This window comes from Roseisolibacter agri, assembly GCF_030159095.1.
GTDB lineage: Bacteria > Gemmatimonadota > Gemmatimonadetes > Gemmatimonadales > Gemmatimonadaceae > Roseisolibacter > Roseisolibacter agri.
The window spans coordinates 492,636-514,950 of the sequence record NZ_BRXS01000004.1 but is presented as its reverse complement, the minus strand read 5'-3'; the positions used below and the strand labels follow the sequence as shown (position 1 = coordinate 514,950).

The 22,315-nt window shown below is 73.5% G+C and carries 19 protein-coding genes and 2 tRNA genes; 10 read left to right on the top strand and 11 right to left on the bottom strand.

Annotated features, from left to right (window positions below; genetic code table 11):
• Window positions 1-6 precede the first annotated feature (6 nt).
• The 3 genes from purH to rosag_RS14440 all read left to right on the top strand — a co-directional run bounded on the left by purH (window position 7) and on the right by rosag_RS14440 (window position 4,667).
• Window positions 7-1,554 (top strand): bifunctional phosphoribosylaminoimidazolecarboxamide formyltransferase/IMP cyclohydrolase, encoded by a 1,548-nt coding sequence (gene purH, locus rosag_RS14450; protein ID WP_284350851.1) that lies wholly within the window; start codon window positions 7-9, stop codon window positions 1,552-1,554.
• Window positions 1,555-1,647: 93 nt separating this feature from the next.
• Entirely contained in the window at window positions 1,648-4,017 is a 2,370-nt protein-coding gene (locus tag rosag_RS14445) for a glycosyltransferase family 117 protein (RefSeq protein ID WP_284350850.1), read from the top strand.
• Between the two features lie 185 nt (window positions 4,018-4,202).
• On the top strand, window positions 4,203-4,667 hold the full coding sequence (locus rosag_RS14440; protein ID WP_284350849.1) for a hypothetical protein: 465 nt from the start codon (window positions 4,203-4,205) through the stop codon (window positions 4,665-4,667).
• Window positions 4,668-4,688: 21 nt separating this feature from the next.
• Here the strand turns inward: rosag_RS14440 and rosag_RS14435 are convergent, their stop codons facing one another.
• Window positions 4,689-5,864 carry a lactonase family protein gene (locus rosag_RS14435; protein WP_284350848.1) on the bottom strand — a complete coding sequence of 392 codons (1,176 nt, stop codon included), beginning with the start codon at window positions 5,862-5,864 and terminating at the stop codon, window positions 4,689-4,691.
• A 166-nt stretch (window positions 5,865-6,030) separates the two neighbouring features.
• Between rosag_RS14435 and rosag_RS14430 the strand changes: the two genes are divergently transcribed.
• Window positions 6,031-6,115 (top strand) — tRNA-Ser (locus rosag_RS14430).
• A gap of 34 nt (window positions 6,116-6,149) precedes the next feature.
• Window positions 6,150-6,238: transfer RNA gene (locus rosag_RS14425), tRNA-Ser, on the top strand.
• A gap of 76 nt (window positions 6,239-6,314) precedes the next feature.
• Here rosag_RS14425 and rosag_RS14420 read toward each other — a convergent pair.
• The 4 genes from rosag_RS14420 to rosag_RS14405 all read right to left on the bottom strand — a co-directional run bounded on the left by rosag_RS14420 (window position 6,315) and on the right by rosag_RS14405 (window position 10,897).
• Window positions 6,315-6,995: a hypothetical protein gene (locus rosag_RS14420; RefSeq protein ID WP_284350847.1), complete on the bottom strand. Its 681-nt coding sequence runs from the start codon at window positions 6,993-6,995 to the stop codon at window positions 6,315-6,317.
• A gap of 269 nt (window positions 6,996-7,264) precedes the next feature.
• On the bottom strand, window positions 7,265-8,944 hold the full coding sequence (ggt, locus tag rosag_RS14415; protein ID WP_284350846.1) for a gamma-glutamyltransferase: 1,680 nt from the start codon (window positions 8,942-8,944) through the stop codon (window positions 7,265-7,267).
• Between the two features lie 77 nt (window positions 8,945-9,021).
• Window positions 9,022-9,789: a LytR/AlgR family response regulator transcription factor gene (locus tag rosag_RS14410; RefSeq protein WP_284350845.1), complete on the bottom strand. Its 768-nt coding sequence runs from the start codon at window positions 9,787-9,789 to the stop codon at window positions 9,022-9,024.
• Window positions 9,779-10,897: a sensor histidine kinase gene (locus rosag_RS14405; RefSeq protein WP_284350844.1), complete on the bottom strand. Its 1,119-nt coding sequence runs from the start codon at window positions 10,895-10,897 to the stop codon at window positions 9,779-9,781. The genes rosag_RS14410 and rosag_RS14405 overlap by 11 nt, the downstream gene beginning before the upstream one ends.
• A gap of 191 nt (window positions 10,898-11,088) precedes the next feature.
• On the opposite strand from rosag_RS14405, the gene rosag_RS14400 reads away from it, so the two are divergent.
• A complete protein-coding gene (locus rosag_RS14400) occupies window positions 11,089-11,805 on the top strand; it encodes a DUF2306 domain-containing protein (RefSeq protein ID WP_284350843.1) in 717 nt (238 codons plus the stop codon).
• Window positions 11,802-12,179 carry a hypothetical protein gene (locus rosag_RS14395; RefSeq protein ID WP_284350842.1) on the top strand — a complete coding sequence of 126 codons (378 nt, stop codon included), beginning with the start codon at window positions 11,802-11,804 and terminating at the stop codon, window positions 12,177-12,179. Before rosag_RS14400 ends, rosag_RS14395 begins: the two co-directional genes overlap by 4 nt.
• Here rosag_RS14395 and rosag_RS14390 read toward each other — a convergent pair.
• Together rosag_RS14390 and msrA are read right to left on the bottom strand one after the other, a co-directional pair.
• Window positions 12,176-13,558 carry a sulfatase family protein gene (locus rosag_RS14390; RefSeq protein ID WP_284350841.1) on the bottom strand — a complete coding sequence of 461 codons (1,383 nt, stop codon included), beginning with the start codon at window positions 13,556-13,558 and terminating at the stop codon, window positions 12,176-12,178. The two genes, rosag_RS14395 and rosag_RS14390, sit on opposite strands and share 4 nt — an antisense overlap.
• A gap of 79 nt (window positions 13,559-13,637) precedes the next feature.
• Complete coding sequence (msrA, locus tag rosag_RS14385; RefSeq protein ID WP_284350840.1) at window positions 13,638-14,186, bottom strand: peptide-methionine (S)-S-oxide reductase MsrA; 549 nt, start codon at window positions 14,184-14,186, stop codon at window positions 13,638-13,640.
• A 110-nt stretch (window positions 14,187-14,296) separates the two neighbouring features.
• Between msrA and rosag_RS14380 the strand changes: the two genes are divergently transcribed.
• The 3 genes from rosag_RS14380 (at window position 14,297) to lexA (ending at window position 16,890) form a co-directional block, all read left to right on the top strand.
• Window positions 14,297-14,557: a hypothetical protein gene (locus tag rosag_RS14380; RefSeq protein WP_284350839.1), complete on the top strand. Its 261-nt coding sequence runs from the start codon at window positions 14,297-14,299 to the stop codon at window positions 14,555-14,557.
• A gap of 78 nt (window positions 14,558-14,635) precedes the next feature.
• Window positions 14,636-16,096 carry a glutamate--tRNA ligase gene (gltX, locus tag rosag_RS14375; RefSeq protein ID WP_284350838.1) on the top strand — a complete coding sequence of 487 codons (1,461 nt, stop codon included), beginning with the start codon at window positions 14,636-14,638 and terminating at the stop codon, window positions 16,094-16,096.
• Window positions 16,097-16,242: 146 nt separating this feature from the next.
• The gene (gene lexA, locus rosag_RS14370; protein WP_284350837.1) at window positions 16,243-16,890 is read left to right on the top strand and encodes a transcriptional repressor LexA; all 648 of its coding nucleotides are present in this window, start codon (window positions 16,243-16,245) and stop codon (window positions 16,888-16,890) included.
• 89 nt (window positions 16,891-16,979) lie between these two features.
• On the opposite strand, the gene rosag_RS14365 is transcribed toward lexA, so the two are convergent.
• The 4 genes from rosag_RS14365 to rosag_RS14350 form a co-directional block, all read right to left on the bottom strand.
• Complete coding sequence (locus rosag_RS14365; RefSeq protein ID WP_284350836.1) at window positions 16,980-17,918, bottom strand: hypothetical protein; 939 nt, start codon at window positions 17,916-17,918, stop codon at window positions 16,980-16,982.
• Between the two features lie 84 nt (window positions 17,919-18,002).
• Complete coding sequence (locus rosag_RS14360; RefSeq protein ID WP_284350835.1) at window positions 18,003-18,638, bottom strand: fumarylacetoacetate hydrolase family protein; 636 nt, start codon at window positions 18,636-18,638, stop codon at window positions 18,003-18,005.
• 83 nt (window positions 18,639-18,721) lie between these two features.
• Window positions 18,722-19,390 (bottom strand): CAP domain-containing protein, encoded by a 669-nt coding sequence (locus rosag_RS14355; RefSeq protein WP_284350834.1) that lies wholly within the window; start codon window positions 19,388-19,390, stop codon window positions 18,722-18,724.
• A gap of 199 nt (window positions 19,391-19,589) precedes the next feature.
• Window positions 19,590-22,232 carry a helicase C-terminal domain-containing protein gene (locus tag rosag_RS14350; protein WP_284350833.1) on the bottom strand — a complete coding sequence of 881 codons (2,643 nt, stop codon included), beginning with the start codon at window positions 22,230-22,232 and terminating at the stop codon, window positions 19,590-19,592.
• Window positions 22,233-22,315: the final 83 nt, after the last annotated feature.

Below are 22,315 nucleotides of genomic sequence, written 5' to 3'. Positions count from 1 at the left end.
GGCCCGATGCCACGCGCCCTCCTCTCCGTCTCCGACAAGTCCGGCCTCGTCGACCTCGCGCGCGCCCTCGCGTCGCTCGGCTGGGAGCTGATCTCCACCGGCGGCACGTCGCGCGCGCTGCGCGAGGCGGGCCTCACCGTGGCCGACGTCAGCGACGTCACGCGCTTCCCCGAGATGCTCGACGGCCGCGTGAAGACGCTGCACCCCGCGGTGCACGGCGGGCTGCTCGCGCGCCGCGACCTGCCCGAGCACATGGCCGCCATCGGCGAGCACGCCATCGCGCCGATCGACCTCGTGGTCGTGAACCTGTATCCGTTCCGCGAGACCGTCGCGCGCGGCGGCGTCACGCCCGAGGAGGTCATCGAGCAGATCGACATCGGCGGGCCGTCGATGCTGCGATCCGCCGCCAAGAACTTCAGCGCCGTGACCGTGGTGGTCGATCCCGCCGACTACGGCCGCGTGCTGGAGACGCTGCGCGACGGCGACGCGGCCGCCGGCGCGGCGCTGCGCCGCGAGCTGGCGGCCAAGGTCTTCGCGCACACGGCCGCCTACGACGCGGCGATCGCCGCGTGGTTCGCCGAGCAGGCCGAGGACCGCTTCCCGGAGCGGCTGTCGCTCGCGTTCGAGCGCGCGCAGTCGCTGCGCTACGGCGAGAATCCGGACCAGCAGGCGGCGTTCTACGTCGAGCGGAAGGGCGCGGGCCTGGGCGCGCTGGCGCAGAAGGGCGGCAAGGAGCTGTCGTTCAACAACCTCCTCGACCTCGAGGGCGCGCTGCTGGCCGCCGAGCCGTTCGCCGACGGCGAGCAGGGCGCGTGCTGCGCGATCATCAAGCACACGACGCCGTGCGGGCTCGCCGTGGGCGCGACGGCGCGCGAGGCGTACGAGAAGGCGCTCGCCTGCGATCCCGTGAGCGCCTTCGGCTCGGTGATCGCGCTCACCGTCCCGGTGGACGACGAGGCAGCCGAGCAGATCTCGCGGCTGTTCGTGGAGTGCGTCGTCGCGCCGGCGTTCAGCGAGGGCGCGGTCGAGACGCTCGGCCGCAAGAAGAACCTCCGCATCCTCGAAGGCTCGGCGCCGGCCGATCCGCGGGCGCTGGACTACAAGCGCGTGCGCGGCGGGCTGCTGGTGCAGGACCGCATGCCCGCGGCCGTCATCGGCGACGGGTGGAAGGTCGTGACCACGCGCCAGCCGACCGACGAGGAGCTGGCCGACCTGCGCTTCGCGTGGCGCGCGGTGCGCAGCGTGAAGTCGAACGCGATCGTGCTCGCCCGCGGCGGCATGACGCTCGGCATCGGCGCGGGGCAGATGTCGCGCGTGGACGCGTCGTTCATGGCCGCCCACAAGGCGCGCCAGGCCGGCCACGCGTTGGAGGGCGTCGTCCTCGGGTCGGACGCCTTCTTCCCGTTCCGCGACGGCGTCGACCAGGCGGCGGAGGCCGGCGTGCGCGCGATCGTGCAGCCCGGCGGCTCGGTCCGCGACGCCGAGGTGATCGAGGCGGCGAACGCGCACGGGATGGCGATGGTATTCACGGGGCAGCGGCTCTTCCGGCACTAGAGCGGCGGCCACGGCCGCTTTGCTCCCCTAAACCATCCCCGGCCGCTAACTTAGGCGCTTCGTTCCAGCCTCCCCGACCTCTCCGCGTCCCCGATGTCCGCCACCGTCCGCCCCGAGCGACTCGCCGCCGCCGAACGGGCCGCCAGCCAGGCGCCGAGCGCCGAACTGGATTACCGCCCGTCGTACGGCGCCGCCGCCGTCGTGTCGCTCGCCATCCTCGGGCTGTACCTGCTCACGCTGGCCCCGTCCACGGCCATGTGGGACGCCAGCGAGTACATCGCCGCGGCCTACGTGCTCGGGATCCCGCACCCGCCGGGCAACCCGTTCTTCATCCTCATCGGCCGCGTCTTCGCGATCCTGCCGCTCGGCGGGAGCGTGGCGATGAAGATCAACGTGCTCGCGGCCGTCTGCTCCGCGCTCTCGGCCGGCGTCTGGTTCCTCGTCGCCGAGCGCGTGCTCGTGAGCTGGCTGCCGCGGCGGTGGCAGCGCATCACCGGCGGCGCGGCTGCCGCGCTGCTCGGCGCCACGGCGTTCACGGTCTGGAACCAGAGCGTCGTCAACGAGAAGGTCTACACCGTCTCGCTGTTCTTCTTCGCGATCGTCAGCTGGCTGACGGTGCGCTGGTGCGACGAGCCGGACGGCCCGAAGGCGAACCGCCTGCTCGTGCTGGCCGCGTACCTCATCGGCCTGGGCTACACGAACCACCCGGCCGGCCTGCTCGTGGCGCCCGCCGTGGGCGCCGCGGTGCTGCTGCGCCGCCCCACGACGCTGCTCAACTGGCGCCTGCTCGTGCGCGGCGCGCTCGCGTTCGCGCTCGGCCTCACGCCGTTCCTCACGCAGCCCATCCGCGCGGCCCACTTCCCCGCGCTCAACGAGGGCGAGCCCACCGCCTGCACCACGCAGATCGCGGCGGACTGCACGTTCGACAAGCTCACCTGGACGCGCCTCAAGGCGAACATCGACCGCGAGCAGTACGGCAAGCCGTCGCTCTCCGAGCGGCAGGCGCCCTTCCCGGCGCAGGTCGGGATGTGGTGGCTGTACTTCAAGTGGCAGTGGAACCGCGACGCGCACCTGGAGCGCCAGGGCATCCAGAACGGCCTCGCGGTGCTCTTCCTCGCGCTGGGCCTGGTGGGCGGCTGGGTGCACTGGAAGCGCGACCGGCAGTCGTTCTGGTTCTTCGGGCCGCTCGTGTTCACGGTGACGTTCGCGCTCATCTACTACATGAACTTCAAGTACGGCGCGTCGCAGGCGCCGGACCTGGGGGGCTCGGTGCCGCGCGAGGTGCGCGACCGCGACTACTTCTACATCTGGAGCTTCTCGACCTGGGGCGTGTGGGCCGCGCTCGGCCTGATCTGGGTGTGGGAGTCCGTCGCCGCGGTGCTCGGCTCCGAGCGCGTGCGGCTGGGCCGCGAGTACGTGGACGTGCCGCGCGACCGCAGCTGGCTCGTCGCGTCGCCGGTGCTCGCGCTGGCGCTGATCCCGCTCGTGGGCAACTGGCAGCAGGCGTCGCGCGCGGGCCACGAGGACACGGCCGCCTTCGCGAAGGACCTGCTCAACTCGGTCGAGCCGTACGGCATCCTCGTCACGGTCGGCGACAACGACACCTTCCCGCTCTGGTACGCGCAGGAGGTCGAGGGCATCCGCAAGGACGTCCTGATCGCCAACACGTCGCTGCTCAACACCGACTGGTACGCGCGCCAGATGGTGCGCCGCCCGGTGTACGAGTACGACGCGGCCAAGGGCCCGGCGATCTACCGCGGCCAGCAGTGGACGAAGCCGAGCGGCCCGCCGCTCAAGCTGACGATGCAGGAGCTGGACGCGATCCCGCTGGGCTACGCGCTGCAGCAGCCGCAGACGTTCCAGAAGGACGGCATCACGGCGACCATCACGCAGCCGCAGCTCTACCGCGCCGACCTGCTGGTGCTGCAGATGATCAAGGACGGGTGGCCGGAGCGTCCGGTGTACTTCAGCCGCACGTCGGGCGGGTACGCGCAGGACCTGGGGCTGCAGGGCTACGTCCTGACGCAGGGCCTCGCGCGCAAGCTGACGGCGGCGCCCGTGGTCGCGGGACGCGACACCGTGGCGATCCCCGGCGAGGGCTACGTCGACCTGCCGCGCTCCACGGCGCTCTGGACGCAGGTGTTCGAGGGGCCGAAGGCGCTCATCAAGCGCGGCGACTGGGTGGACGTGCCGAGCGTCGGCATTCCCGACCTGTACACGATCACGGGCATCATGATGTCGGAGGCGCTGCAGCGCGCCGGCCGCCCGCAGGAGGCGCAGCGCATCTTCACGGAGGCCGAGCAGGTCGCGCGCGCGACGCGCCGGACGCGCGAGTTCGGCTTCGACCGCGCGTCCACGCCGTCGCTGGTGCCGCAGGAGAGCCCGCTGGAGCCGCTGATCCCGGCGGACACCGCGGCGCTGCCGGGGACGAAGGGCGCGGCGCCCGCGCCGAAGACACCCTGACGTTCCCGCATCGCGAGTGACGCAGCGCACGAGGGGCCGTGGCCGACCGGGTCACGGCCCCTCGGGCGTCGGGGGACGTCGCCGCGGCGGGGCGTCGCCGGTGCGGCGCTTGCGAGCATCGCGGGTGGTGCGCCGCAGCGCGCGGACGAATGCCCGCGCCCGCCGGCGCCTGCCCCGGAGGTCAGATGCACGACGCCCAGCCCCCCGCGCCCGAGTTTCCCGGGCGGGACTCGCACGCTGCCGACGCGCAGACCGACCGGCGCCGGCGCCGCGTCCTGGGCTCGGGCGACGCGAACCCCCGGCTCGCCGCCGCGCAGTACGTCGCGCGCCACCGGCTGGAGCCGTTCTACCGCGCCCTCGGCGGGCTCGCGATCGCGGTCTTCGGCGGCGAGGCGACCGTGGTGCCCCACCTGCGCCAGGACGGCCGCTATCGCCGCCTGGTGTTCGTGGTGGACGCCGCGTCGGCCGAGGCGAGCATCGACTACGCCGCGTTCCTGCCGCTGGAGCAGGCGTTCTGGACGGCGTACGCGCACGTCCCGAAGCCCGACGTCCCGCTGATGGTCGCCGTGCGCCCGGCGCGCGGCTGGTGCCGCACCGAGGCGCTCGCGCCCTTCTTCGTGCACCTGGCGACCCCGGACGACGCGACCTGAGGGGTCGCGCCGGCGGCCCGCTCAGCGACCGTCCGCGAACTGGAGGCAGACCGGCGCCGGCACCGTCACGCTGGCGCCCGTGGGCGTGAGGTGCCCCGTCGCCTCCTCGATGCGGAACGCGACGACCGAGTCCGAGCGCTGGTTGGCGGCCAGCAGCAGGCGCCCCGCCGGATCGAGGGCGAAGTTGCGCGGCCACCGCCCGCCGGTGGGCACCGTCTGCGCGAGCGACAGCCGCCCGTCACCGGCGACCGCGAACACCGCGAGCGTGTCGTCGCCGCGGTTCGACGCGTAGACCGTGCGGCCGCCCGGATGGACGTGGAGGTCGGCCGGGAAGTTGTCGCCGGTGGCGCCCGCCGGCCGCGTGGAGAGCGCCTGCCGCTCGCGCAGCGCGCCCGTCGCGGGATCGTAGTCGAGCGCGACCAGCGTCGAGTCCAGCTCGTTCACGACGTAGAGCGTGCGGCCGTCCGGCGCGAAGGCGAGGTGGCGCGGACCGGCACCGGGGCGCAGCGCGAGCGGCGGCTGCGCCGCGGGGCGCAGTGTCCCCGTCGCGGCGTCGAAGCCGTAAACCAGGATCCGGTCGATCCCCAGGTCCGCGGTCAGCGCGAAGCGGTTCGCGGGATCGAGGACGATGCAGTGCGCGTGCGGCGCGGTCTGCCGCTGCGCGTGCGGGCCCCGCCCCGTGTGCTGGACGACGCTCGTCGCCTCGCCCACCGAGCCGTCGGCGGCCAGCGGGAGCACGGCGACGCTGCCGCCGACGTAGTTGGCCACCAGCAGGTACCGCCCCGTGCGGTCGACCGAGACGTAGCACGGCGCCCCGCCCCGCGAGGCGCGCGCGCCGCGCGGCGCCAGCGCACCCGTCGCCGCGTCGCGCGCGAAGCCGGCGACCGCGCCCGAGGCGGCGCCCGCGAACTCGGTCAGCTCGCTCGCGGCGTAGAGCGCCCGTCCATCCGGCGCGAGCGCGAGGTACGACGGGTTCGCCACCTCGGCCGCCACGCCCCCGTCGAGCCGCATCGCGCCGGTCGCGCGGTCCACCGCGAGGCGATGGATCCCGCGGCTGGTCGTCCCGGCCGTGTACGTGCCGACGTACAGGCGCCACTCGCGGTCGTCTTCGCGGCGGCCGGCCGTCGCGCAGCCGGCGAGGCCCAGCGCCGTGGTCGCGAGGAAGTCGCGCCGGGTGTACGGCTGCGGATCGCGCATGCGGTGCCTGTGGATGCCTTACGGGTGCGGTGCGGGAGCACGTCGGGTGCGAGCGGCCTGGAGACGCGCGAGGGAAGGCGCGTAGCTACGCCCCGCGCACGGTGGCGCGCAACGGGTTGCGCCGACCCCATCGCTCGGCCATACTTCGGCCCTGGCACCGCCCTCTGGAGGGCTGGCCGAATGGCTAAGGCAGCGGTCTTGAAAACCGCCGTCGCGCGAGCGACTTCAGGGTTCGAGTCCCTGGCCCTCCGCTGCCGGCCGGCCCCGACGGCGGCCCCGAATTCTGGAGAGATGGCCGAGAGGCTGAAGGCACCGGTTTGCTAAACCGGCATAGTGGGAAACCGCTATCGAGGGTTCGAATCCCTCTCTCTCCGCTCCACGCAGACGCCGCCCAGCGATGGGCGGCGTTCTGCGTTGCGGCCCGTGCGGCACGCGCTGCCCGCGCACGGGTCAGCCGGTCGGCACCCGGATGGCGAGGTGATCGCCCTTCCGGACCCGCATGGTCTGGCTGTGCAGGTCGAGCGCGCCTTCCGGGTGCACGAAGAACTCGAGCGACTGGCCGCCCAGCACCACCGACTGCGGGAAGCGGAGCGTCGCGCGACTGTTCGCCGCGACGTCGCCGAGCCGCACGTCGAATCGCCCCTGTCGCGCGTACACCGTCACCTTGCGACGGCTGGGATTGTCGACGGTCAGCGTCGCCTCGGCCAGCGCCTCGGGCGCGAGCACCTCGGTCATCGGCTCGGCCGGCGTCCCGCCCTCCGGTGGGACGACGAGCGCGATCCGCACGGGCGCCTGGAGCTTGAACTCCTGCGACTGCAGATCCGCCGCCTCCCCCTCGGGGTGCACGAACAGGTGCACGCGCTCCTTTCCGCGCACCGCCACGCCCGGCAGCGACAGCGACTTCGTCTCGTAGGGCGGGACGACGCCGAGCCGCCGATCGAACCGACCGTACTCGAGGAAGACGGCGACCGGCACCTTGCGCTGGTTCTGCACGGTGACGGCGTTGAAGGTGTCGATCGTCACCGCCGGCGGCAGCTGCCGTGGCGGCGGCTGCCGTGGAGGGTTCTGGCCCCATGCGACGCCGGTGACCAGTGCCAGCCCGAGCGTCGACGCGATGATGCGGACTCTCATGGTGTCCTCCTCTCGTTGCGGTCGCCTCGTCCGCGGACGGATTCCGACAGGAGCCGCTGCCCGGCGGCCGCGACGTGCCGCCGCGTCGCGTCCACCGCGTCCGGGTTGACGGAGATCGGGTCGACTCCCGCGCGCACGAGGTACTCGGCGTACTCGAGGTACACGCTCGGCGCCTGGCTGCGGATCGGGCAGCGCGCGCCGAGGCGGCGGCACCAAGATGCATGTGCTCGGGCAACCACGAAACCACCGGGCGCCCCTGCCCCGCCGCCTCAGTAGCCGACCGCCATCCCGTCCTTCCGCGGGTCGCTCCCCGCCGCGAAGCCGCGTGGGAGCCGCACGATCGCCTGCGCGCCGCCGAACGCGATGGTCGGCTGCTCGATGAGCACGTGTCCCATCGCCGTCAGCGCCGCGCGCACGCCGTCGGTGAACGGTGGCTCGAGCGCCACCCGCAGCCCGTCGTAGTGCCGGAAGCGCGGCGCGTCGATCGCGGCCTGCAGGTCCATGCCGAACACGAAGTGGTTGAGCAGGAACTGCACGTGCCCCTGCGCCTGCACGCCGCCGCCCATCAGCCCGAAGCTCATGTACGGCTCCTCGCGGCCGTTCACGGTGCGCGTGACGAAGCCGGGGATCAGCGTGTGGAACGGGCGCTTCCCGGGCGCGACGGTGTTCGGCAGTCCCAGCGTCAGCGTGAACCCCGCGCCACGGTTGTGCAGCGCGAAGCCGGTGCCCGGCACCACGATCCCCGAGCCGAAGTAGTCGTAGTTCGAGTTGATGAACGAGACCATGTTCCCCTCGGCGTCCGCGACCGCGAGGTAGATCGTCTCGCTCTTCGTGCGCAGCGGGCCTGGATCGACCTGCTCGCGCGCCCGCGCCGGATCGAGGTGACGCCTGCGCTCCGCGACGAACGCGTCGGTCAGCAGCTGCTCGGCCGGCATCGCGAGATGGTCGGCGTCGCCGACGAACCGATCGAGGTCCGCGTACGCGAGCTTCTTCGCCTCAATCAGGTGGTGCAGGTAGGCCGGCGAGTTGTGCCCCATCGCCGCGAGGTCGTACGCCTCCAGGATGCGCAGCATCTCCAGCGCCGCGATGCCCTGGTTGTTGGGCGGCAGCTCCCACACGCGATGGCCGCGGAACGGCACCGAGATCGGCGTCACCCACGACGGCGCGTTGCGCCGCAGGTCCTCGAGCGTGACGAAGCCGCCCAGCGCGGCGAGCCGCGCGACGATGCGCCGGCCGAGCGCGCCGCCGTAGAACGTGCCGATGCCGCTGTCGGCGATCGCCTGCAGCGTGCGCGCGTAGTCGGGATTGCGGAACCACTCGCCCGCCTTCGGCGCGCGCCCGCCGGGAAGGAAGGTCGCGGCCGCGGCGGAGTCGCGCTGCAGGAAGGCCGTCTCGTTCGCCCACTGCGCGGCGATGATCGGCGAGACCGGGAAGCCGTCGCGGGCGTACGTGATGGCGGGCTGCAGCACCTGCGCGAGCGTGCGCCGCCCGTGCGTGCGCAGGAGCAGGTCCCATCCCGCGAGCGCGCCGGGCACGGTCACGGACATGACGCCCTGCTGCGACCCGGCGCGGAAGCCGCGCGCCTGCAGCGTCTCGCGCGTCATCAGCGAGCCGGCGCGTCCGCTGGCGTTGATGGCGACGAGCTTCCGCTCGCGCGCGAGCCAGACGATCGCGAACATGTCGCCGCCGATGCCGGTCATGTGCGGCTCGGTCACGCTCAGCACCGCGGCCGCGGCGACGGCGGCGTCGACGGCGTTGCCGCCCCGGCGCAGCACCTCGAGGCCCGCGGCGGAGGCGAGCGGCTGGCTCGTCGCGATCGCGGCGCTAGGCGCGTAGACGGTGGAGCGGCCCGCCATCGAAGTCGGGCGCTGCGCCGGCAGCGGTGCGACGGCGACCGACGCGAGGGAGAGCAGCGCGGCGGCGACCGCGCGCAGGATGGTGCGGGACACGAGCGCTCCGGCGATGAAGGGGGTGGACCGTGAAGCTGCGGCCGTGTCCCGCGCGCCGCCACCGCCTCGCGCGGCGCTCAGGTTGCGCCGCCGCGCAGCGCGGCCTGGAACGCCGCGCGGAAGCGCCGGCTCACGGAGAGCTCGGTCCCGCTCTTCAGCAGCACGCGCCCCTCGCCCGAGTCGAGCGGCACGAGGTGCCGCACGTACCGCACGTTGACGAGCGCCGACCGGCTGACCTGCGCGAAGCCGCTCGCGGTGAGCCGGTCGGCCACCTGGCGCAGCGGCGTCCGCCACATGAAGCGGCCGGCCGTCGCGTGCACCCGGACGTAGTTGTCCGCCGCCTCGATCCACTCGACCTCCGCCAGCGCGACGGCGTGCACGCGCCCGTCCTTGCGCAGCAGCAGCCGCGGCTCCACCGGCGCGGCCGGCCGGCCGTCGGTCGGCGTCGCGGCCAGGCGCGCCGCCACCGCACGCTCCCACGAGCGCAGGAAGCGCCGCTCGTCGAACGGCTTGAGCAGGTAGTCGACGACGCCGAGGTCGAAGGCGCGCACGGCGTACTCCTCGAACGCGGTCACGAGCACCGTCGCCGGCGGTGCGGCGAGCGACGCGCGCGCGAGCACGTCGAACGCGTCGCCGCCGGGCAGGTTGACGTCCAGGAAGACGATGTCGGGCTGCGTGTCGCGCAGCAGGCGCACGGCGTCGGGCGCCGACGTCGCCTCGCCGACGAGCGTCGCGCCGGGCGCCGCCTCCACCATGCGGCGCAATCCCAGCCGCGCGATCGGCTCGTCCTCGACGATCGCGACCCGCCATTCGCGCGGCACGTCACGCGACGTCTCACGCGACATCGTCCTCGCCCTCCGCATCGCGATCGCCGTCGACGGGCGCCACGTGGTACGGCAGCGAGACGGTCGCCCGCGCGCCGCCGTCGGGGCGCGGCGCCAGCGTCAGCATGCCCTCGTCGCCGTAGAGGTGCGCGAGACGGCTGCGCGTGGACCGCAGGCCTATCCCCTCGCGCACGTCGGAGGGCACGTCGTTCGCGCCGTCGTCCTCCACCGTCAGCTCGAGCCGTGCCCCGCGTCGGACCGCGCACACGCGGATGCGATGGGCGCCCGTGCGCGTCGACACGCCGTGCTTGATCGCGTTCTCCGCCAGCGGCTGCAGGATCAGGTCGGGCACGTACGCGTCGAGCACCTCGTCGGTCGCGTCGACCTCCACCACGAGCCGGTCGCCGAAGCGGAGCCGCTCGACGTCGAGGTAGTGCGCCAGCAGCTCCAGCTCGTCGCGCAGCGGCACCTCCGCGAGGCCCGCCCGCGCCAGCGTCGCGCGCAGGAAGTCGCCGAGGTGCACCACCATCGCGCGCGCGGTCGCGGGATCCTCGGTGATCAGCACCGAGACCGCGTGCAGCGTGTTGAAGAGGAAGTGCGGGTGCACCTGCATCTTGATCGCCTGCTCGCGCGCCTGCGCGACGTCGCGCTCCAGGCGCGCCGTGGCGAGCGCCGCGCGGTGTGAGCGCTCGACCGCGTCGTACGCGGTCACCGCGGCGACGATGCAGCCGTACGTGACGAAGCCCACCATCGCGTGGCCCACGGGGCTCAGCACCTGGCGCCAGAAGCCCGACGTGCCGGCGCCCGCCGCGACGAGCGTGCGCGAGATCGTCTCCCAGAAGCTGCCGAGCAGCACGACGCACCCGAGGGCGGCCCCCAGGTGCACCACGAGCGCTCGCGCGAGCCGCGCGCGCACGATCGGCACGCGGCGGGTGAGGCGGATGACGGTCGGCGTCAGCACCGCCCACAGCATCCAGCCGACGAAGGTCGGGACGACCAGGATCCAGTTGCGCCGGTCAGCCCGCAGGTGCACGAGCTGCGTCGCCGACTGGAGCAGCGCGACGGTCGCGGCCACCAGCCAGATCGCGATGATCTTCCGGAACGAGATGGGCGATGCGGAGGCGGTCACGACTCCCGTGGGTGGAGGGCCGGCGCGAATTACGCCCCGCGCACCGCCTGCCTCAAGAGGCGCGGGACGACCGGCGGAGATCCGTGGCGAGCGGCGCGCCCGCGCCCGTCCGCGCGCCGCTCGCCACGCTTTCCCGCCGCTCCTCCCCATTCGATTGCGCGGGGTCGCGCCGCGGCCGTACGGTCGCCGACATGAAGAGCCACCTGACCCCCATGCTCGCCGTGCACATCGCCGGCGGGGTCCTCGCGGTGATCGCGGGCTACGGCGCGCTCCTGGCGCGCAAGGGCGGCACGTTGCACCGGCGCGCCGGCTGGGCCTTCGTCGCCGGCATGCTCGTGATGGCCCTCGGCGCGACGATCGTCGGCATCGACCGCGGGAAGTACGGCAACGTGCTCGCGGCGGTGCTCGTGACCTACCTCGTCGCGACGGCGGTCACGACGTTCCTCCCCGACGCGCCCCGCATCGCGCGCCTGAACGCCGCGCTGCGGATCGCCGCGCTGCCGCTGGCGCTGGCCTTCGTCGCGGGCGGCGTCGCCCGGCTCACGATCGCGACGGAAAGCGAGGGCGGCGTGCCGGCGCGCTCGATCGCCGTCGCGAGCTTCCTCAACGCGCTGGTGATGCTGCTCGGCTGGTGGGGCGACGTGCGCGTCGCACGCCGCGGCATGCCGCGCGGCCCGGCGCGCGTGCGGCGCCACCTCTGGCGCATGTGCTTCGCGACCTTCGTCGCGTCCGGCTCGTTCTTCCTGGGTCAGCCGCAGGCCGTGCCCGCGCTGCTGCGCGTGAAGCCGGTGCCGACGGTGCTCGCCCTGCTGCCCCTCCTGCTGATGCCCGTGTACCTCTGGCGCTACCGCGATCGCCGTCGCCGCGCGGCCGCGGCTCCCACCACTGACATCCGTCTCCCCGCATGAAGCAGAACGTCTCGCTCACCGTCGCGTCGCTGCTCACGATCGTGCTCTTCACCGTGCACCTCGCGCACGACTTCATCTACGGCCTCGACGCGATGACCCGCGCCGGGACGTTCACCTTCCTGGCGATCGTGCTGGTGTCGACCTACGGCACCCTGGAGCTCGCGGGGCGGCGGCTGGGCTACGTCGTCACGCTGCTGCTCGGGCTCCTCGCCGCGGGGCTGCCGGTCCTGCACCACGTGGGCGGACCGCGCAGCGCCGGACGCGGCTTCTTCTTCGTGTGGACGCTCCTCGCGCTCGGCACGACCGGCGCGCTCGGCGCCGTGCTCTCGCTGCGCGGCCTCTGGAGCACGTTCCGCCGTCGGGAGGCTCGCTAGGAGGTCGCGGGTCCGCGCGTGCCCAGCTCGCGCACGAACGCCGCGATGCGCGCGCGCAGCCGCGCGACGATCTCGGGATGCTGCTCCGCGACGTCGTATCGCTCGCCCGGATCGACGTCGAGATCGTAGAGCTCCGGCACCGGCGCGGCGCCCGCGGCCACGCCCGCGCGCCCGCGGTTGGTGAGGCGCAGCTTCCAGCGCACGTCGCGCACCGCCTCCACGCTGTCGTTCCACATGTAGAACAGCTCGGTGGTCGGCGTGGGCCCGCGTCCCGCGAGCATCGGCAGGATGTCGTGGCCGTCCACCACGCGGTCGCCGGGAACCCGTGCGCCCGCGGCGCGCAGCAGCGTCGTGTAGAGGTCCATCGTCGTCGCCAGCTCGCCGCTCGTGCGGCCCGCGGGAATGCGCGCGGGCCAGCGCACCACCGCGGGCACGCGGAAGCCGCCCTCGTACGTCGAGAACTTCGCGCCGCGGAACGGCCCCGCCGAGCCGCCGTCCCACGGCTGCATCCCGTTCGCGACGTGCGCCTTCGGGATGCTCTGCCACGGGCCGTTGTCGCTCGTGAAGACGACGATCGTGTTCCGCTCCACGCCGGCCTGCCGCAGCGCCGCCAGCAGGCGGCCGACGTTCGCGTCGAGCTCCTCGATCACGTCGCCGTACGCGCCCGCGCGCGAGCGGCCGCGGAACGCCGCCGACGGATGCAGCGGCACGTGCGGCATCGTGTACGCGAGGTAGACGAAGAACGGCCGCCCGCGCGACTCGCGCACGACGCGGATCGCCTCGTCGGTGAAGCGTGTCGTGTGCGTCGACTGGTCCGTCGGCTGCTCGACGATGCTCGTGTCGCGCAGCAGCGGGAGCGGCGCGTAGCCCTGCGCCGCGTCCATGTCGTTCGAGTACGGCACGCCGAAGAACGTGTCGAAGCCGTGCGCGGTCGGCAGGAACCGCGCGCGCGCGCCGAGGTGCCACTTCCCCACCGCCGCCGTGCGGTAGCCCCGCGCGCGCAGCGCCTCGGCCATCGTCACCTCGCTCGCGGCGAAGCCCGTGTCCGCCGACGGGAAGAGCACGCGTGTCAGCCCGGTGCGCGCGGCGTAGCGGCCGGTGAGCAGCGCGGCGCGGCTCGGCGTGCAGACCGAGGCGGCGGCATAGAACGACGTCAGGCGCACGCCCTGCGCGCCCAGGCCGTCGATGTGCGGCGTGCGGATCGACGGGTGGCCGTACGACGAGAGGTCGCCGTAGCCCAGGTCGTCCGTGAAGACGACGACGATGTTCGGCCGCGACGCGGACGCCTGCGCCGCAGCGGACGTGGGGCGCGCCGCGCTCGCGACGACGAGGAGCGCGAGGACCGCGGCGCGCAGGATCGGAACGACGGGACGGAGCACGGACGGGCGGCTGGAGTGAGCCGCGAAGCTTAGGGCGCGGCCGCCGTCCCGCCAGCGCCCTGGCACCGCCCGTTCGCCGTCAGTCGCGCATCCAGTGACAGGTGTAGCCGTTCGGATGGCGCTGCAGGTAGTCCTGGTGCTCCGGCTCCGCGCTGTACCACGTCGCCGCCGGCTCGATGGTCGTCGTGATCGGCCGCGGCCACTTCCCCGCGGCGTCCACGCGCGCGATCACGCGCTCGGCGATCTCGCGCTGCTCGGGCGACTGCGGGAAGATCGCGGAGCGGTACTGCGTGCCCACGTCGTTCCCCTGCCGGTTCTTCGTCGTCGGGTCGTGGAGCTTGAAGAACCACTGCTCCAGCAGCGTCTCGTAGCTCAGAACGTCCGGATCGAAGGTGATGCGCACCGACTCCGCGTGCCCCGACTTGCTGTCGTGCGTGTCGTGGTACGTCGGGTTCTCGAGCCAGCCGCCCGTGTAGCCGACGTCGGTGTCGAGCACGCCGGGCACCGCGCGCAGGATCTCCTCGACGCCCCAGAAGCAGCCGCCTGCCAGGACGGCGATCTCGGTGCGCTGGGCGGTGGCGTCGAGGCCAGCGGTCGTCGTGGGGGCGTTCGTCTGGGGCGTCGTCATGTTCGGAGGCGCGAAGGGTGTCGCCGGGTCGGCAGGCGTGATACACCGTCGGCGTGGCGCAGGGTTCGTGCGCGTCCCGACGGCGCGCCCGGACCCGGTATCTTTCCGGCATGACACTCAACGACCGGCAGCGCCTCGCCCTCGCGATCGTCGCACCGCTCCTGGACGCGGCCCCCGACGGCCGCGCCGAGACCACGCTGCTCGAGGAACGGCTGGCGGCGGAGATCCCGCGCGGCTCGCGCGGCCTGGCGAAGATGCTGCTCACGCAGCTCGGCAAGAAGGGCGCGATCACCTTCCGCTGGGTCAACGCGAGCTTCCGCGTCGAGCTCCTGCCGGCGGGGCGCGAGGCGCTCGGCGCTGGGGGCCGCTAGACTTCCGGACAGCGGGCCCGCCAGCACCTCGGCGGACCCGCTTCGCCGTACCCACTCCGCATTCCCAGCCCGCGCCCGATGGCTACCGTTCCCCGTCTCCGCTTCGCCCCGTCGCCGACCGGCTACCTGCACGTCGGCGGCGCGCGCACCGCGCTCTTCAACTGGCTGTACGCGCGCAAGCACGGCGGCCAGTTCCTGCTGCGCGTCGAGGACACCGACCGCGCGCGCAGCACGGACGCCTCCACGCGCGCGATCTTCGAGGGGCTGGAGTGGCTCGGGCTCGACTGGGACGAGCCGCCCGTCTACCAGGGCGCGAACCTCGAGCGCCACCGCGCCGACGCGCAGCGCCTGCTCGACGCGAACGCCGCCTACCGCTGCTTCTGCACGCCCGCGGAGCTCGACGAGCAGCGCGCGGCGGCAGAGGCGCGCGGCGACGCGTTCCGCTACGACCGGCGCTGCGACCGGCTGCCGGCGGACGAGGTGCAGCGTCGCGTCGCGGCCGGCATGCCGTTCGTCGTGCGCTTCCGCATGCCCGACGGCGAGACGTCGTGGGTGGACCTCGTGCACGGCCGCATCGCCTTCCCGAACAAGGACATCGGCGAGGGCGACTTCATCGTGCTGCGCTCCGACGCGACGCCCATCTACAACATGGCCGTCGTGTCCGACGACATCGCGATGGACATCACGCTCGTGATGCGCGGCGACGACCACATCTCCAACACGCCGAAGCAGATCCTGCTCTACGAGGCGCTCGGCGCCGCGCTGCCGCAGTTCGCGCACCTGCCGATGATCCACGGCACCGACGGGAAGAAGCTCTCCAAGCGGCACGGCGCGACCGCGGTCGGCGACTACCAGCACCTCGGCATCCTGCCCGAGGCGATGAACAACTTCCTCGCCCTGCTGGGCTGGAGCCCGGGCGGGGACCGCGAGGTGATGACGCGCGACGAGATGGTCGCGCTCTTCTCGGAGGACGGGCTGTCGAAGAAGGCCGCGGTGTTCGATCCGCAGAAGCTGGAGTGGATGAACGGCCAGCACCTGATGCGCATGCCGCTCGACGAGCTGGGGCCGCGCGTGGGCGCCGCGATGGAGGCGGCCGGCGTGGCCACGGCGGCGTCGCTGGCAGCACGGCCCGAGTGGTACGCGAAGCTGCTAGAGCTGCTGCGCGTGCGCTCGCGCACGATCGACGAGCTGGTGAAGCAGTCGGTGCCCTACCTGCGCGACACGCTGGACTACGACGCCGACGCCGTCGCCAAGCTGTGGATGAAGGATCCCGCGACCGCGGACGCGGCGCTGGCCGGCGTACGCGCGGCGCTCGAGGCGCTCCCCGCGTGGGAGCCCGCCGCCATGGAGCAGGCGCTGCGTCAGGAGGCGGAGCGGCAGGGCGTGGGCGCGGGCAAGCTCTTCCAGCCGCTCCGGCTCGCCCTCACCGGCGTGACGGCGACCCCCGGCATGTTCGACGTCCTCGACCTGCTCGGCCGGGAGCGGTCGCTGGCGCGGATCGACGTCGCGCGGGCACAAATCGCGGCCGCGGTGCGCTAGCCACCTGCCAAACGGTGTGACGGAGTGTACGCTTCCGCACGGGCCGCGCGTTGACGCTCCCGTCCGCCGGGTCTATCTTGGCCGGAGTTGAAGGGCCGCCGAACGGCTACGATGCCGGTCGGCGGTTTCCCCTATCGGAGGATTCGATGGCAGAGCCCCTGACTCCGATCGAGCGGAAGGTGTACCAGTATTTGATCGACTTCCTGGCGGAGAACACGTACCAGCCCTCGATCCGCGAGATCGGGAAGCGGTTCCGCATCAAGTCGACGAAGACGGTGTCCGACCTCCTGCAGGCACTCACGTCGAAGGGCTACATCGAGCGCGATCCGTCGCGCTCGCGCGGCGTCCGCATCCTGGGCTACCAGGGCGTCAGCCGCATCCAGCCCGTCCCGTACTACGGGAAGATCCACGCCGGCGAGCCGGCCCTCCTCCCCGAGGGCCGCGAGGGCTTCGTCACCTTCGACCGGCGCTTCGTGCCGGGCGAGGACGCCTTCCTGCTGCGCGTGAAGGGCGACAGCATGACGGGCCGCGGCATCCTCGACGGCGACTACGTCATGGTCTCGCCGAGCACCCCGGCGGGCGAGGGCGACGTGATCGCGGCGCGGCTGGGCGAGGACGCGACGGTGAAGACGCTCACCCACCGCGACGGCGCCACCGTCCTGAAGCCCGCCAACCCCGCGGAGCGCGAGATCGTCGTCGGCCCCTCCGACGACTTCGCCGTGCTGGGCGTGGTCTGCGGCATCTTCCGGCCGTTCTTCGACCGCGACGCCTTCGAGGGCGCGATCCCGACCTGACGTCGGTCCGCGCGGATCGCCGAAGACGCGAGCGGGCGCCTCCGGATCGGAGGCGCCCGCGTTCGTTTCGGCCTGGCTGGTGGGGCGGGTCAGCGCTGCGGCGCCGTCCCGCTCCCTGGCCGCGTCTCGCCCGACGCCTCGGCGATGGGCGGCTGCTGGTCGCGCGCCTTGCGCCGCTCCGCGCGCTCGCGGTCCTTGCGGGCGCGGACCTCCTTCACGGCCTTCCGGAAGGCGTCCTCGCTCATCTCGCGGTCGGCGTGCCGCAGCAGGTCCGCGCGCACCTCGGCGAGCCGGCGGTCGTTCATCATCTCGGTCGGGTTGCCGCGCAGGTTCTTCTGCAGGTTGCCCGACAGGAGCGCCAGCACCGCGTTCGGGATCTTCACCTTCCCGAGGTGGATGTTGGACTGGTCCATCCCCCACTTGCCGCCGGGGCCCTTCATCGTCCAGTCGCCCGGCGCGCGCTGCCCGGCGGCCAGCGCCTGCGCGGCGAGGATCGAGTCGCGCACCGGCGTGAACTGGTCGGCGATCACGCTGTCGATGCGCTCCTTGGCGGTGCGCGGCGCGGTCGCCACGGCGCCCGGCCGCGTCCAGAGGCGCGGATCCGTGTAGCTGGGGCGGATCCCCTCGGTCGCGCCGCCCGAGCCGACGATCTCGCCGCTGCCGCGAGCGTCCGCCGGCGTCGGGTCGCCCACGGGCGGGATCCCGGTCGGGACCTCGGTCGGGGCGGCCGGCTGCGGCGTGGCGCGACGGCTGGGCGTGGCGCTCTTCGGGCGGCCGTCGCCGCCGTCGCGCCCGACCGTCGGCGGCGCGGGAGTCGGCAGCTGCACGAAGCCGATGCGCTCGGGGCGCACCTCGGCCGAGCGGCCGGGGTGCCACAGCGCGCTCCAGTCGACGCCGCCCGTGACCGCGCGGAAGAACGCCGCGATCACCACGGCGTTGACCGTGAGCGAGACCGCGAGCGGTACGCCCGGACGCCGGGAGCGGGTCGGGCCGGACCGCTGGTCGGACCCGCTGGTGATCGAGAGCATGACGGCGGCTACCCCCGGCGGCTGGGACGGTTCCCGCTCACGCCGCCGCCGGCATGTCGGGGTCGAACGGTGCGACGGCGGCGCTCACGCCGGAGGACCGGCGACGACGGGGTTGCGGACGCTGCTCAGGCCCACGACCTCGATCTCGACGTCGTCGCCCGGCGCCAGCGGCCCGACGCCCGCGGGCGTGCCGGTGGCGATCAGGTCCCCCGGCTCCAGCGTCATGACGTGCGAGACGTACGACAGGATCGTCGGGATCCTGAACGCCATCTCGCGCGCCGACCCGCGCTGCCGCTCGACGCCGTTCACACGGGTGACCACCGTCAGCGCGTCCAGGTCACCCGGCGCGGGCGCCTCGGGGCCGATCGGGAGGAACGTGTCGAAGCCCTTCGCGCGGGTCCACTGGCCGTCGGTCTTCTGCAGGTCGCGCGCGGTGACGTCGTTCAGCGCCACGATGCCGCGGATCGCGGCGCGGGCCTCGTCCTCGCCGGCGCGGCGGAGCGTCTTCCCGATGACGATCCCGATCTCGCCCTCGAACTCGACCTGCTGGCTGGCACCCGGCAGCTCGATGGGCGCGCCCGGCGCGATCACGGCCGACGGCGGCTTGAGGAAGAGGAGCGGACGCTCGGGCATGTCGTTCCCGAGCTCCTTGGCGTGCTCGACGTAGTTGCGGCCGACGCAGACGATCTTGCCCGGGCGGGCGGAGTTGGAGGCGGTCATGGCCCCAAAGCTAGCGCCCGGAACGCGGCGAGGCGCCCCCGACCGATGGTCGGGGGCGCCTCGCGCCTGGCGGTGTGTCGGGATCAGCGCGTGCCGAAGTCCGCCGTGTAGATGCGCGAGCCCGCGTAGCCCTGGTACGTCCCGATCGCGACGCCGATGCCGATCTCGCGCAGGTCGCCGTTGAGGATGGTCGCGCGGTGGCCGGCGCTGTTCATCCAGTTGTTCATGATGGTCGCCGGATCGCCGTAGCTCCCCGACGAGCCCCACGCGATGTTCTCGGACATGCCGATCGCGCCGACGTAGCCGAAGCTGACGATCCGCGTGTTCCACGCGGTGCCGTCGTAGCTGTTGTGCGAGAAGTAGTTGTAGCGGAGCATGTCGGCCGAGTGCGCGCGCGCGGCGTCCACCAGCGCGGGGTGCACGCAGTAGAGCGGGAGGCCGTACTGCGCGCGCGTCTGCTGGTGCAGGTCGAGCGTCGCCTTCTCCTCGGCCGTCAGCGTGACCGCGGTGCCCGTGCAGCCCGTGACCGTCGTGCCCGTGCTCGGCGAGGTCGGCGTCGGCGAGGTCGGCGTCGTCGTGGTCGTCGTGTCGGGGGTCGGGGACGTCGGCGTGTTGCCACCCCGCTTGCCGCCCTTCGCGAGCGCGTAGTCCGTGGACGGCGACAGCTCCGGCGCCGACGGCGCGTCCGAGCAGGCCGCGACGGCGGCGAGGGCGAGCAGCGAGACGATCGACGTGCCGAGACGACGGGCCATGGATGCAAACCTCGAGTGGCGGTGCGCACTGGAGGTGCGGACCGACGGGTGGCGACGTGCGACGTGGCGCGGGAGAACCGGAGCAGTTCGCCCAGCCAGCCTGCGAGTGACGTGAGAGAGCCTAGCGCCCGATCGACGGTCAGAACGTGGCGCGCGTCACCTCAGCCGTGGCGGGAAAACCACCACGGGGTGCGCTTCGTCACACTTCGGCCAGATCTCGCGCGGCCTCGTCCGTGGCTGCGGCGCGACGGGCGGCGTAGAATGCGTCAACTTCGTCGCGGAGGCGCGCCCATGGGCCCGCCAGACGGCGCGCAGGCGGCAGCCCTTCGAGCAGGTCGCGGCCGTAGCCCTTCGTCACGATGCGCGGATCGGCGAGCACGACCACGCCGCGATCGTGCGCGGTGCGCACCAGGCGCCCGAACCCCTGCTTGAGCCGCAGCGCGGCGTGCGGGAGCATGTAGTCGCGGAAGCTGTCGCCGCCGCGCGCCTCGATCGACTCGCACTGCGCGGCCGTCACGGGATCGGTCGGCACGCGGAACGGCAGCTTGGCGAGCAGGAGCGCGCGCAGCGCGTCGCCCGGCACGTCCACCCCCTCCCAGAACGACGCCGTGCCGATGAGCACCGCGCGCCCGCTCTCGCGGAAGCGCCGCAGCAGCGCGTCGCGCGTGTCCTCGCCGTGCACCAGCAGCGGCCAGCGGCGATCCGCGCCGCGCGCCCGCAGCTCCGCCGCGGCCTGTCGCACGTCGCGGTGGCTGGTGAAGAGCGCGAACATCCCGCCGTCGCTCGCCGCCGCGGTGTCGAGCAGGTGCCGCACGACGTGCAGGAAGTGCGCGGGCCCGTCGACGTTGGGCGCGGGCGCGTCAGTGGGCACGACGAGCAGCGCCTGCCGCGCGTAGTCGAACGGCGACGGATACACCGCGGTCGTCGGCTCGAACTCCGGACCGGTGATGCCGAGCCGGCTGGCGAGGAACGCGAACGACTCCGGGTCCATCGCCGACGGATCGCCGACGGCGTGCCGCGACGTGCGGCGCTGCGCGCGCGTCGCCAGCGTCGCGCTCGTGATCACCGCCGTGCGCACGCGCTTGAACAGGTCCTCGCGCAGGATCGGCGCGAGATCCAGCGGCACCGCGGTGACGACGACGTTCTTCTCCTTGCCGCGCAGCTCCACCCAGCGCACGCTCTCCTCGGGCTCGCGGCTCGCCTTCTCGCCGTCCTTGCGGGCGCGCGCCTTGTCGGGCTGCAGCGCGCGCCCCAGCCCGTCGCCCGCGGCCGCGAGCCGGCGCGCCACCGCGCGCAGCTCGCCCAGCAGCGGCGCGAGCTGCTCGGCGCGCTTCTCGTCCGTCTCGAGCCGCTCGCGCACGAGGCGCAGGCTCTCGTGCAGCAGCTCGATGTCCGCGAGCAGGTCGGTGAGCGCGCCGCCGAGCCCCGCCTCCCACACGGGGTCACGCGCGAAGTCGGGCCCGAAGCGGATCACCGGCTGCCCCTGCTGCTCCACCCACGCCTGCAGCAGGTCGAACACGAGGTCCGCCTTGTCCCGCGCGCCGTGCGCCGCCGGGATGAGGCGCGACTGCACGAGGTCCAGGCTCGCGACGCTCAGCAGGTCCGTCTTCTCCGCGAGCCGCGACACGAGCGCGCCGAGCAGCCCCTTGCCGCGCCGGTCGAGGCGCGAGAAGAGGCGCTGCAGCGCGCGCCGCGTGACCGAGGTGCCGAGGTGCGCGGCGGCCGCGTCCTCGAGGTGGTGGCCCTCGTCCACGACGAGGCGCTTGTACGCGGGCAGCACCGCCGCGTCCTCCCAGTTCTGCTGCGCGCGCCGCACCGCGACGTCGGAGAGGAGCAGGTGGTGGTTGACGACGATGACGTCCGCCTGCGCCGCCTCGCGCCGCGCCTTGAACAGGAAGCAGTTGTCGAAGTGCGGGCACTTCATGCGCTGGCAGAGGTCGGGCTCCGCCGCGACCTCGTCCCACACCTCGGGGCGCGGCGGCGTCGGCAGGTCCGCGATCGAGCCGTCGCTCGTGCGCTCGGCCCACGCCTCCAGCTGTCCCAGCTCGTCCGCCATGCCCGCCTCGAACAGCGCGGTGCCGCCCAGGCGCGCCTGCTCCAGCCGCATCAGGCAGAGGTAGTTGCGCCACCCCTTCAGCAGCGCGAAGCGCACCTTCTGGTCGGTGAGCGCGCCCGCGAGGAACGGCAGGTCCTTCCCGACCAGCTGCTCCTGCAGGTTGATCGTGTTCGTGCTGACGATGGTGCGCTCGCCGTTCGCGGCGGCCCAGCGCAGCGCGGGCACGAGGTAGCCCATCGACTTGCCGACCCCGGTGCCCGCCTCGAGGAGGCCGACGCCGCCGTCGTTGAACAGCGTCGCGATCTGCGACGCCATCGCGCGCTGCGCGGGGCGATCCTCGTAGCGCCGCAGCCGCCGCGCGATCGCGCCGTGCGGGCCCAGATCGTTGTCGATGCTGTCGGGATCGACGTCGACGGTCGCCTTCGCGCGCGGCACCTCGACGACGACGTAGAGCTCCGTCGCCGCGTTGTCGACGATGCCGAAGCCGACGCCGTTCTCGTAGACGCGCGACGCGACCGCGAGATCGGCGCCCGACGGCTCCAGCAGCCCGCTCGGATGGTTGTGCACGAGCATCTCGCCCCGCTCGGCGAAGCCCGGCAGCGCCAGCACGCTCTTGATGTCGCCGCGCGCGACGACGCGCGCGCTGCGCACCACGCCGCCCTCGTCGAGCGTGCACGCGAAGCACACCTCGCGGCCGCCGGCGAGCGCGATCGCGGCGCGGATCGCGGCGGCGGCGGGCCGGCTGAGTCGGCCGTCGGAGGAGAGCGGGAGCGAGGCGGGAAGCACGAGCGGGACAGGAGGGGCGGGCCCGAAGAGAACCCCAAGGAAGGTACCGCGTTCCCTGCCCTCACGCGACGCGAACGGCGGCC

Bases quoted from the DNA above. Each gene is read 5' to 3' on its own strand.
- rosag_RS14435 (WP_284350848.1), bottom strand. From the start codon at position 5,864: ATGCGCGATCCGCAGCCGTACACCCGGCGCGACTTCCTCGCGACCACG.
- rosag_RS14365 (WP_284350836.1), bottom strand. From the start codon at position 17,918: ATGCTCTCGATCACCAGCGGGTCCGACCAGCGGTCCGGCCCGACCCGC.
- lexA (WP_284350837.1), top strand. From the start codon at position 16,243: ATGGCAGAGCCCCTGACTCCGATCGAGCGGAAGGTGTACCAGTATTTG.
- rosag_RS14410 (WP_284350845.1), bottom strand. From the start codon at position 9,789: ATGTCGCGTGAGACGTCGCGTGACGTGCCGCGCGAATGGCGGGTCGCG.
- rosag_RS14395 (WP_284350842.1), top strand. From the start codon at position 11,802: ATGAAGCAGAACGTCTCGCTCACCGTCGCGTCGCTGCTCACGATCGTG.
- rosag_RS14400 (WP_284350843.1), top strand. From the start codon at position 11,089: ATGAAGAGCCACCTGACCCCCATGCTCGCCGTGCACATCGCCGGCGGG.
- rosag_RS14445 (WP_284350850.1), top strand. From the start codon at position 1,648: ATGTCCGCCACCGTCCGCCCCGAGCGACTCGCCGCCGCCGAACGGGCC.
- purH (WP_284350851.1), top strand. From the start codon at position 7: ATGCCACGCGCCCTCCTCTCCGTCTCCGACAAGTCCGGCCTCGTCGAC.
- msrA (WP_284350840.1), bottom strand. From the start codon at position 14,186: ATGACGACGCCCCAGACGAACGCCCCCACGACGACCGCTGGCCTCGAC.
- rosag_RS14380 (WP_284350839.1), top strand. From the start codon at position 14,297: ATGACACTCAACGACCGGCAGCGCCTCGCCCTCGCGATCGTCGCACCG.
- rosag_RS14360 (WP_284350835.1), bottom strand. From the start codon at position 18,638: ATGACCGCCTCCAACTCCGCCCGCCCGGGCAAGATCGTCTGCGTCGGC.
- gltX (WP_284350838.1), top strand. From the start codon at position 14,636: ATGGCTACCGTTCCCCGTCTCCGCTTCGCCCCGTCGCCGACCGGCTAC.
- rosag_RS14420 (WP_284350847.1), bottom strand. From the start codon at position 6,995: ATGAGAGTCCGCATCATCGCGTCGACGCTCGGGCTGGCACTGGTCACC.
- rosag_RS14355 (WP_284350834.1), bottom strand. From the start codon at position 19,390: ATGGCCCGTCGTCTCGGCACGTCGATCGTCTCGCTGCTCGCCCTCGCC.
- rosag_RS14440 (WP_284350849.1), top strand. From the start codon at position 4,203: ATGCACGACGCCCAGCCCCCCGCGCCCGAGTTTCCCGGGCGGGACTCG.